The following is an 11,198-nucleotide window of genomic DNA, read 5'->3' as shown; positions in this document are numbered from 1 at the left end:
CCCGGCCGCGGGTGGCCTCGCCGCGCTCGGCGCCTTCGCCTTCGGCCGCCCGGCGGCGGCGCAGGGCGCCGATGCGCGCGCCGCGCTCGCCGCGACCTCCATGATCGAGGAGGTGAAGCGCCGCGGCACGCTGCGCGTCGGCATGTCCACCTTCGTACCCTGGGCCTTCCGCAACCGGGCGGGGGAGCTGGTGGGCTACGAGATCGACGTGGCCAACCGGCTGGCGCAGGACATGTCGGTGCGCGCGGAGTTCGTCCCCACGGCCTGGGACGGCATCATCCCAGCGCTGCTCGCCGGGCGCTTCGATGCCATCATCGGCGGCATGACGATCACGCCGGCGCGCAACCTGAGCGCCAACTTCACCGCGGCGTATTCGGCGACCGGCGTGGACATGGCGGCGAGTCGGCGGCTGGCCAACGGCATGACGACGCTGGATGCCTACAACCGGCCGAATGTCACGATCGCTGGACGGCGCGGCACCTCGGCGCTGGCGGCCGCGCAGCGCCTGCTGCCGCGCGCCACCTTCCGCCAGTTCGACGACGACGCGCAATCCATCCTGGAAGTGGTGAACGGTCGCGCCCATGCCATGGTGGGCAGCATCCCGCGCCCGCTCTTCGCCGTGCTGGACAACCCGGACGCACTGTTCAGCCCATTCACCGTACCGATGGCGCGCCAGGCGGATGCGATGGCGCTGCGCAAGTCCGATCCCGATGCGCTGAACTTCCTCAATAACTGGATCCTGCTCCGCCAGCTGGATGGCTGGCTGGAGGAGCGGCAGGCCTTCTGGTTCAGCGGCCGCGAATGGCGCGACCAGGTGCCGGGCTGATCGCAGGACGCCGCCCGTGACGGAGTTGCCGGGCGGGCCCTATGCCCGCCGGCCCCGGCGCGGCTGGCTGGACGCCGCCGTGATCGCGGCAGTGACCCTGGCGCTTGGGCTGCTGGCCTGGCGCGCCGGGACGGCGCTGGACTATCGCTGGAACTTCGCGCCGGTGTGGGGCTTCGTGCTGCGCCACGATGCCGAGCGCGGCTGGGTGGCCAACCTGCTGCTGCAGGGTCTGCTGACGACGCTCCGCGTCTCCTTCTGGGCGGCGATCGTGGCTGCGGTCGTCGGCGTGGCGATGGGCATCGCGCGCACCTCACGCGCGCTTCTGCCGCGGCTTGTGGCAGGCTTCTACGTGGAGACCGTGCGCAACATCCCGCCGCTCGTCTTCATCTTCGTGTTCTACTTCTTCGTCACCAGCCAGGTCCTGCCGGCGCTCGGCGTCGAGGACTGGATCCGGCGCCAGCCGCCCGGGACGCTCGCATGGATCGAGGTGCTGTTCGGCCCGCCGCAATTCGCCGCCGGGGTGATCGCCGCGATCCTCTGTCTCGGCCTCTTCGAAGGCGCCTATGTCACGGAGATCGTGCGCGCGGGCATCCAGTCCCTGCCGCGCGGCCAGTGGGAGGCGGCGCAGGCGCTCGGCCTCTCGCGACTCGCTGCGCTGCGGCATGTGATCCTGCCGCAGGCCTTCGCGCGCACCGTGCCACCGCTGGCCGGACAGGCGGTCTCTCTGGTGAAGGACAGCTCCATCGTGTCGCTGGTATCCATCCAGGATCTCGCGTTCCTCGGCAACGAGGTCGCCGCCACCACCAACCGCGTCTTCGAGACGTGGCTGGTCGTGGCGGCCTTCTACTTCGTGGTCTGCGCCGCGCTGTCCGCCGTGGCGGCGCGGCTGGAGCGGCGCTTCGCCGCGCGCAATTGAAGGGACGACCCATGCCTGCCACCGACGCGAACCCGGCCTGGATCCGGCTTGTTCCCTATGACGACAGCGAGGGCTACCTGCGCGCGCTGTACGACAGGGTGAAGGGACCGGGCGGGCTGATCGACAACGTCATGAAGGCGCACAGCCTGCGGCCGCACACGATGGAAGGGCACAGCGCGCTCTACAAGTCCGTGCTGCACCACACCGGCAACACGCTGCCGGTGTGGTTCCTGGAATGCCTGGGCATCTACACCAGCCTGTCGAACCGGTGCGACTACAGCGTGGCGCATCACTTCGCCGGACTGTCACGTCTTCTGCGCGACGAGGCGCGCGCGGCGGCGATCTACCGCGCCTTGGCCGCGGCGCGCCCTGAGGACGCCTTCGCAGGCAAGGAACTCGCCTTGCTGCGCTACGTCCGCAAGCTGACGCTGGAGCCGCAGCGGATGGAGGAGGCGGATGTGCTCGCGCTGCGCGACGCCGGTGCCACGGATGGCGAAATCCTGGAGGCGAACCAGGTCTGCGCGTATTTCAACTACTCGAACCGGCTGTTGAACGGGCTCGGCGTGACGACGCAGGGAGACGTGCTCGGCACCTCGCCGCCGAACACCGGCAGCCTGGACGACTGGGAGCATCGGTAGCGCGCAGCGACGGCGCGGCACGCGCGCTACCAGGTGATCCGCTCGATCTGCGCCAGTTCCACCTGCGTGCCGTCCGTGAAGTGGATCGTGCCGGACGCCGGCTGCGCGAAGTCGAAGGCGCGGGCGCTGCGCGTCGTGCCGGGATCCGCGTCGAGCGAGAGGGTCCAGCCACCTTCGCCCGGGGCGCCGGCGCCGTCGACATGGATGGTGTCGAGCCAGCTGCCATCGCCGCCTTCGACGCGGTCCGTCGCGCCGTGTCCGTGCACGACGAAGACGTCGGCGCCGGCGCCGCCGATCATCGTCTCGCTTCCTGCGCCGCCATGGAAGGTGTCGTGCCCGGCCGTGCCGGTCAGCACCCCTTCGGAGGGACCGCCGGTGATGACGGAAGGCTCGACCTTCAGCGCCACGGTCTGTGTCGGCGCGGCGATGCCTGCCTCGTCGCGCAGCGTCACGCCGATGCCGCGCGTGCCGGCGACGAGGCCATCCGGGTTCTCGATCACGAGCGCCGCGAGGATTCGCGCGTAGGTCTCGGCTGGTGCCAACCCGGCAAGCATGACCGTGCCATCGGCTGCCCGGCTCAGCGCGATCGTGCTGCCATCGATCGCCAGGCTTGCGCTGTTCCCAGGCAGGTCGAAGCCGTCGAGACCGAGGCGGTCGCCCGGTGCCGCGCCGGAAAGCGCGATCGTCGCGCCGCCCATCCGGGGGCTGTCCACGTCGGCGATCGTCACCTCGGCCAGCACGCCGGCGCGCTGCTGCCCCTGTGCCGGCTCCGGCGCCGCCGTCAGCGTGACGGAAGGCGCGTCGGCCTGCGGCGCGATCGCCACGCTGAAGGCGCGGCTTGCGCTTGCCGTGGAGTCGCCGTCGCGCGCCGTAGCGGCCAGGGTCAGCGGGATGCTGCCATGCCAGTCGGCAGGCGCTCGCAGGCGCAAGCCGGCGAGATCCGCAGGCGTGAGCTGGTGGACGCCGCCGCCGAGCGCGGTTCCGGCGGACAGCGCGAAGCCGCTCGGCAGGCCGGACAGGGTGATCGAAACGAGCGTCTCCGACCCGTCCAGGTCGGCCAGGACGACCGAGAGGTTCAGCGGGACATCCCGATCCTCGAGGCCGACGGCATTGGCGGCGGCAAGGTTCGGGGCATCCGCCATCGCGGTCACGGTGACCGGCAGGGTGGCGCTGCGGCTCGCTTCCGCACCGCTGGCCGCCTCGCGCGCAATGGCGGTGATGGTCAGGTCGAAGCGCCCCGCGAAGTTCGCCGGCGGCGTGAGCATCACGCCCTGGACCTCGGCCGGCGACAATGTCCACGCGCCGTGGCCATCCGGGGCACCGGCCGACAGCGTCGCGCCGGCCGGCAGGCCTGCCACCAGGAACCGCGCGATACTCTCGGAGCCGTCGTCATCCACGAGCGTCGCCGCGATCGGCAGCGCGATCGGGCTGTCCTCGGCGCCCGTCACGCCAGCCAGCGCGAGACGCGGCGCATCCGCGACGGGGGCGACCGTGACGGCCAGCTGCACATGCGTGGCGGCCGCGTTGCCATCGGCTTCGGTCGCCGTGACGGCGATGTCCAGCCGCAGCGTGCCCGAGAAGTTCGGCGGCGGGGTGAAGGCGAGGGTCGGCAGGGCCTCGCCGGGAATCGTCCAGCTGCCGTCCGGATTGGCATGCCCTGCCGAGAAGACCGCGCCCGCCGGCACACCGGTGACGACCAGCGTCAGCGCCTCCGACCCATCCGTGTCGATGAGGCGCGCAACGATGTCGAGGGCGATGGCAGTGTCCTCGCGCCCCGCCGCGCCGCTGGCGGCATCCACGAGAGGGGCGTCGGCCGCGCCCGCGACGACGACATGGAAGGGCAGGGACGTGGTCGCGACGGCGCCTGTCGACCGCTCCAGCGCATGCGCGTGCATGATCGGCGTCATGGTGCCCGACCAGTTGCCGGGTGGCGTGACGGTCAGGCCGGGGAGTTGCGACGGCGTCAGGGTCCAGCTGCCGTCGCCGTTGTTGATGCCCGCCGAGAGGCGCGCGCCGTGCGGCAGGCCCGCGATGACGATGGACAGGGCCTCCGAGCCGTCGCGGTCCGCGAGAAGTGCCGAGAGCCCGAGCGGGATCGGCCGATCCTCGGACCCCGCAACGTCCGCGGCAGCCGCGGCCGGCGCGTCGGGCACCGGCGCGAGGGCGACGGCGACGCCGCGGGAGAGCGTGGCCGTGGCGCCGTTCGACGCCTCGCGCACCGTGGCCGTCACTGTCAGCCCGACAATCCCGTGGCCCTGCTCGGGAGGCACCAGGCGGACGGTGCCGACCGCCCATGGCTCGACCGTCCAGGTGCCGTCGCCATTGGCGCGGATGCCGGGCGCTGGCGCGATGGAGGCGCCGGGGGACAGCCCGGAGAGCACCACGGAAATGACGGTCTCGCTGCCATCCGCATCGCGACCGCCGATCGCGAGGTTCAGCGGGATGGTGGTGTCCTCGGCGCCGGTCGGCGTCGCCGTCGTGATGTTCGGGCCGTCAGGCACGGCCTCGATGTGCAGGGCGGCGCCTTGCGTCGTGCGGCGCGTCTCGCCGGTGGGGCCGACGGCGACCGCTGCGACCTGCAGCGCGATGCCGCCCGCGAAATCGGGCGGCGGCACCAGCTGTAGCCCGTCGAGCTGTTCCGGCCGCAGCACCCAGAGGTCGCGCTCCGGGTCGCGCATCCCGGCGGACAGACGGGCGCCGGCGGGCAGGCCGGCGAGGAGCACGGCCAAAGTCGTGCCGGGTTCGGCGGCGCCGAGTTCAATGACGAGCGGGAGCGTCCGGTCCTCGGCGCCAGGCGCCGCCGCAACCTGTAGCGTTGGCGCAGCCGGCTCGGCCGCCTGAGAGCCGCAGCCATCCTCGTCATCCCCGCGGTCGTCATCGTCGTCACGGCCGTGCCCGCTGCGGTGACCATTGCCCTTGTCCTTGTCATGCCCGTAGGCGTGACCGTTGCCGTTGCCGTTGCCGTTGCCGTTGCCGTTGCCGTTGCCGTTGCCGTTGCCGTGGCCGTGGCCGTATGCGTTGCCCTTGCCGTTGCTTCCGTCGTCATCGTCGTCATCGTCGTCGTCATCGTCGTCATCGTCGTCGTCGTCGTCACCGCCGGCGGTGCCAGGCTCGACCCGCAGAGTGAGCTTCGCAGATCGCATCGCCTCGTCGCCTTCGCGCTCGACCGCAACGGCCTGCACACGAAGCTCGGCGCTGCCCGCGAAGCCCGCCGGTGGACGCACCTGCAGGCCGTGAAGGTCGCTTGCGTGCAGCAGCCAGGCACCGTCGCCGGCGGGCGTGCCGGCCGAGAGCAGAAAGCCCGGCGGGAGGTCGCGGATCCAGGCGTGCAGCGATTCCGATCCATCGGTGTCGGCAAGTGCCGCAGCGACCGGCAGCGTCGCCCACCCCCGCGCTGGGTCGCGGCTGTCATGCCCGGCCATGGTGAGGCCGCTGACCATGAGCGTGGGCGTGTCGGCGACGCCGATCGGATCGACCGTCACGACACCGCGCAGCTCCGCCGCCGTGCCGTCCTGGTCGCGCACGGTGATGCGCACCGAAAGCCGCGCCGCGACGTCGCTGTCGCGCGGCATGGTGAGCCTCAGTCCGCCCAGATCCTCCGCGTCGATGCGGGCCACCCCGCCGGTGGTTGGCACGGCGGTGCCATCGGCCAGGCGCAGCACCGCGCCGACCGGCACGCCTTCCACAATTGCCTCGCCGACCAGCCGCTCCGATCCATCGCGGTCACGCAGGGATGGCGCGAGGTTCAACGGAATGGCGACATCCTCCGTCCCGCGCGCGGTGCCGGACCAGTCGCCGGTGTCGACGACAGCGGCGACGCGGACAGGGAAGTGCACCGTCGCCAGCGCCAGCGAACCGCCATCTGCTTCCTGCGCGACGGCGGTCGCGGTCAGCGTGATGGTGCCGCTGAAATCGGCTGGCGGCGTCAGCGTGACGCCCACTTTGTCCTGCGTGGTGAGGGAGTAGCTGCCCGGACCGCGCCAGGTGCCTGCCGAGAGCACGGCGCCTTCCGGCACACCGGAAATCACGTAGGAGAGGCGCTCCGACCCATCCAGGTCGGCAAGCCGCGCGGCCAGGTCGAGCGGAATCTGCGTGTCCTCCGACCCATCCGCTCCGATGCGGAGCCAGATCGGCGTGTCGGCGGCCGCCTCCACCCGCACCGGCAGGTCACGCGGCGGGCTCTCGGCGCGACTGCCGTTCGGTTCCTGCGCGATCGCGCTGACGCGCAGGGTGAAGTCGGCATCGCTGTGGGCCGGGGGCTTCACGGACAAGGTGGAGGCTGCGGCGGCATCGACCAGCACGCTGCCATCGGCTTCCCGCGTCAGCACCGCACCGCCGGCACGCAGCACCGCGCCGTCCGGAAGGTCGTGTATGCGGAAGCCGGCGATGCTCTCCGATCCGTCAGTGTCCGTGGTCGCGGCCGAGACGCGCAGCGCGATGGCCTCGTCCTCTCGCCCGATGGCGGGGCCGGCGCGCAGGGCGGGCGCATCCGCCGCGGCATCGACCGTCACCCTGAAGGCGCGGTCCACCGTGGCGCTGCTGCCGTCGCGCCGTTCCTGCGCGGTCGCCCGCAGGGTCAGGTCGATGATGCCGGAGAAGTCGCGGGGCGGCGTGATCGACAGGCCGGGCAGGTCCGTGGCTGCCAGGGTCCAGCTTCCGTCCGGGTTGCGCGTGCCCGCCGAGAGCGTTGCGGCCGCCGGGACGCCGAGCAGCAGCAGCCCGAGGCTCTCCGAGCCATCCGTGTCCGTGAGCGCCGCAGCGAGGTCGAGCGCGATCGCTCCGTCCTCCACGCCGCTGGCATCCAGCGCCTGCACCACGGGTGCATCGGCCAGCGCCCGCACGGTGACGGCATGGCTGCCGGTGATTGCGCGCGTCGCCACGCTGCCGTTGCCGGCATCCGACAGCATCGCGCGCAGCGTCAGGGTGAAGTCGCCGTCGCTGTCGGCGGGCGGCCGGATGCTTACCAGCTGCGCGCGCAGGTCGGCGGTTGCGACCTCCCATTCGCCGGGCGCGACCTGCGTACCGCGGCTCAGCGTCGCGCCGGAGGGCACGCCGGAGATGCGCGTCGTTTCGGACCAGGTTTCCGATCCGTCGGCATCCGGGGTCACGAAAGCCGGCCGCAGGGTGATCCATCCATCCTCGTCGCCGGTCCTGCTTCCAAGGATGGTGCCGGCATCCGCCACGGGCTCCACCGAGACCGAGAAGGCGGCGGTGGTCCGCGCGTGGGGTGCCCCGTCGCGGGCCTCCGTCGCAATCGCCGTCAGCGACAGGTCCATGCGACCGGAGAAGTGCGCGGGCGGCGTGACCGAGACATTGGTCAGCTGCGCCGGTGTCAGCGTCCAGCTGCCATCGGCGTTGCGCGTCCCGGCGGACAGCCGTGCGCCGACCGGCAGGCCGTTCAGCACGAAGCTGAGCGTCTCCGATCCGTCCGTGTCGGCGAGGACGCCGCCGAGGCCGGCCAGGCGGATCGGGCTGTCCTCTCTCCCCTCCGCGTCGGCGACGTGTACGGTCGGTGCGTCCGCGACGGCACGCACGACGAAGGTCGCATGCTCCTCGACGACCAGGCTGTCGGTGCCGTCGTGCACCACGGTGGTGAGGCGGAGCGTGATGTCCGCATCGGAATTTGCCGGTGGACGGATCGCGAGGTCCCCGGCCAGGAAGACGGCCAGCGGCACCGACCAGGTGCCCGGTGCGGTCTGCGTGCCGTGGTTCAGCACGGCACCGGACGGCACGTCGCCGATGGTCAGCACCGGGTCGAGCCATTCGGAGCCGTCCAGGTCGGTCACGGCGCCTGTGCCGCGGATCGGCACCCAGCCATCCTCCGTGCCTTCGCCAGAGGCCGAGCCCGTCGAACGGTCGGCGCGGGGCGTGACGGCGACGACGAAGGGCACTTCCGTCGTCGCCGCATCCCCGTTCGCCGTCTCGGTCGCGGTGGCGCGCAGCACCAGCGGGATCGTGCCGCCGAAGTCGCGCGGCGGGCTCAGGGTCAGCCCGGCAAGCTGTGCGGTCGTCAGGCTCCAGCTGCCGTCGGCGTTGCGCGTGCCGGCCGAGAGCGTCGCGCCGGGCGGCACGCCCAGCAGCTGGATCGCGAGCGCCTCGGACCCGTCCGCATCCGTCAGCGCCGCCGAGAGGTCGAGACGGATGGCGGTATCCTCGTCGCCCGAGGCCGATGCCGCGCCCAGCAGCGGCACGTCCGCGACCGCGCGTACCGCGACGGTGACGGGAGCGACGATGGTGCTGGTCGCGCCGCCGCCATCCGTGTCTCGCAGCACGGCTTCCGCCGTCAGCGCGATCGGGACGTCACTGTGGCGCGGCGGCGTGATGGCGATGTCGCCTGCGGCCAGCGCGGCACGGTCCACGCGCCAGACGCCCCCGCCCAGATCCACGCCCGCGCTTAGCGTCGCGCCCGCCGGCACGCCGCGGATCAGGGCGGTCGTGTCCCATGCCTCGCTGGCATCGGTGGAGGCACCGAAGCGCGCATGGATCGGGATCGGCCGGTCCTCGTCTCCCGCCGCCGTGGCGGACAGGGTGGCGTCGTCCATCATCGGGGCGACACGCACCGTGAAGCCGCGCTCCACCGTCGCGGCGTCACCCTCGGCGTGTTCCGTGGCCGTCGCGCGAAGCGTCAGTGCGATGTCGCCGGCGAAGTCGCGGGGCGGCGTCAGCGTCAGGCCCGCGAGCTGCCCGACGGTCAGGCTCCAGCTGCCATCGCCGTTGCGCGTGCCGGCCGAGAGCATGGCGCCCTCCGGCAGGCCGAGCAGCGCGAGCGACAGCGACTCCGACCCGTCCGTGTCGACCAGCGCCGCCGCAAGGTCGAGCGGGATCGCGCGATCCTCGTGGCCGAGCGCATCGACGGCAATCGCCAGTGGATCATCGGCCACTGCTGCCACGCGGATCTCGGCCTGCGCGCTCAGCACGCGCGAATCGCGACCGCCCGCGGACTCGTCCAGCAGCGTCGCGGTCACGGTCAGGGTGATGTCGGCATCGGAATGCGCCGGCGGTCGCAGCGCCACATGGCCGCCGAGCAGATCCGCGCGCGCGACCGACCAGGTGCCGGCCGAGACCTCCGTCCCCCGGCTCAGCACGGCACCCGGCGGCACGCCCTCGATCAGGATCGCGTCGGCCAGCCATTCGGAACCGTCCGCATCCGCGGTCACGAAGGTCGCAGCGATCGGGATCCAGCCATCCTCGGCGCCGCTGGCGCTTAGCAGGAGACTCGCATCCGCCTCCGCGCGCGGCGACACATCCACGGTGAAGGGCAGGTCACGCGAAGCCGTGTCGCCATTCGCGGCTTCCGTTGCGCTGGCCCGCAGGGTCAGGGCGAGGGTGCCGGAGGCGTCGCGCGGCGGCGTCAGCCTCAGGCCCGGCAGGTCGGCAGGGGCCAGGCTCCAACTGCCGTCGGCATTGCGCGTTCCTGCCGACAGGCGGGCCCCGTCCGGCAGGCCGAACAGCAGCAGGGAGACGGTCTCCGACCCGTCGATGTCGGTCGGCGCAGCCGACAGGTCGAGGGCGATGGCGGTGTCTTCCTCCCCCGCGGCATCGCGCGCCGCTGCGAGAGGCAGGTCGGCCACCGCCGCCAGCGTGACGACCACGGGGCTGGTCACGACCGCTGCCGTCCCGTCCCGTTCCAGCACGCGCATCTCGAGGGTGAGCGTGAGGCTCGCGTCGCAGTCCCGGGGCGGGGCGAGGCTCACCCGCCCGGCCGCAAGCTCCGCCCGCTCGACGCGCCAGGTCCCGTTGCCCAGGTCGGTGCCGCCGGTCAGTGCGGCGCCGGCAGGCAGCCCATGCACCAGCACGGTGTCGTCCCAGCGCTCCGAACGGTCGGACAATGGGCCGAAGGCCACGGCCAGCGTGACCGCCTGGTCTTCCAGGCCCGCCGCAACGCCCTTCGCCGCGGCGCCGTCCACCACGGGGGCGACCTGCACCGTGAACGCCCGCTCGACGCTCGCTGTGTCGCCGTTCGCCGCTTCCGTGCTGGTAGCACGGAGGATCAGCGACAGCGTGCCCGCGAAGTCGCGCGGCGGCGTCAGCGCCAGTCCGGGCAGGTCGGCCGAAGCAAGGCTCCAGCTGCCGTCGGCGTTGCGCGTGCCGGCCGACAGGACCGCGCCGTCCGGGACGCCCAGGAGGAGGAGCGCCAGGCTTTCCGAGCCGTCGGCGTCGCCCGCCGCAGCGGAGAGGTCGAGCGGGATCGCGCGATCCTCCTCGCCCGCGATGGCGCGCACGTCCAGCCGTGGCACGTCGGCCACTGCCGCGATGCGGATCGCGACCTCGCCGAACAACTCGCGGCTGTGCTGCCCGCCTTCGTCCTGGTCGACAACCATCGCACGCAGCGTCAACCGGATCGCGGTGTCGCTGTCCGGCGGCGGCAGGATCGCCACCTTGCCCGCCAGCAGATCGGCCGTCGCGACCTCCCAGAGTCCCGGGCTCAGCTCGCTGCCGCGCGAGAGGCGCGCGCCCGGCGGTACGCCCAGGATCCGTACCGTCTCCAGCAGCCGCTCCGAACCGTCGGTGTCCGGCGTCGCGAAGCCGGCGTCGATGCGGATCCATCCATCCTCGCTGCCGGTGCCCGCGCCGGAGAGGCGCGCCGTATCCTCGACGCGCGGCGGCGCAGGGGCACGGGCCGGCAGGCTTGGCCGCTCGCCCTGGCCCATCGTGGCAGGAGCCGGCTCCGCCTCGGGTGCCGTCGGCGCGGCCTGCGCCGCAGGGAGTGTCGCGGGCGGGGGCGGCGGCTCCGCCAGCACCGTCGCGGAACCCACCGCGGCGGATGCAGCGGCCTCCGCCTGTCGCAGTGCCTGCGGCACGCCGCGCCCATCCGGTG

General features: G+C 72.8%; 4 protein-coding genes. 3 read left to right on the top strand and 1 reads right to left on the bottom strand.

Annotated elements, in window-relative coordinates; translation table 11 throughout:
- The 3 genes from OZN99_RS16575 to OZN99_RS16565 form a co-directional block, all read left to right on the top strand.
- Window positions 1–826: transporter substrate-binding domain-containing protein (locus tag OZN99_RS16575; protein WP_270936370.1), on the top strand; the 826-nt coding region annotated here is incomplete at its 5' end.
- Window positions 827–842: 16 nt separating this feature from the next.
- A complete protein-coding gene (locus OZN99_RS16570; RefSeq protein WP_270936369.1) occupies window positions 843–1,742 on the top strand; it encodes an amino acid ABC transporter permease in 900 nt (299 codons plus the stop codon).
- 11 nt (window positions 1,743–1,753) lie between these two features.
- The gene (locus OZN99_RS16565; protein ID WP_270936368.1) at window positions 1,754–2,380 is read left to right on the top strand and encodes a carboxymuconolactone decarboxylase family protein; all 627 of its coding nucleotides are present in this window, start codon (window positions 1,754–1,756) and stop codon (window positions 2,378–2,380) included.
- A 26-nt stretch (window positions 2,381–2,406) separates the two neighbouring features.
- On the opposite strand, the gene OZN99_RS16560 is transcribed toward OZN99_RS16565, so the two are convergent.
- Window positions 2,407–11,181 (bottom strand): hypothetical protein, encoded by an 8,775-nt coding sequence (locus OZN99_RS16560; protein WP_270936367.1) that lies wholly within the window; start codon window positions 11,179–11,181, stop codon window positions 2,407–2,409.
- Between the last annotated feature and the right edge of the window lie 17 nt (window positions 11,182–11,198).

This window comes from Falsiroseomonas oryzae, assembly GCF_027856955.1.
GTDB lineage: Bacteria > Pseudomonadota > Alphaproteobacteria > Acetobacterales > Acetobacteraceae > Falsiroseomonas > Falsiroseomonas oryzae.
Note: the sequence above shows the minus strand (reverse complement) of the source record. Positions and strands in the feature narration are given on the sequence as shown.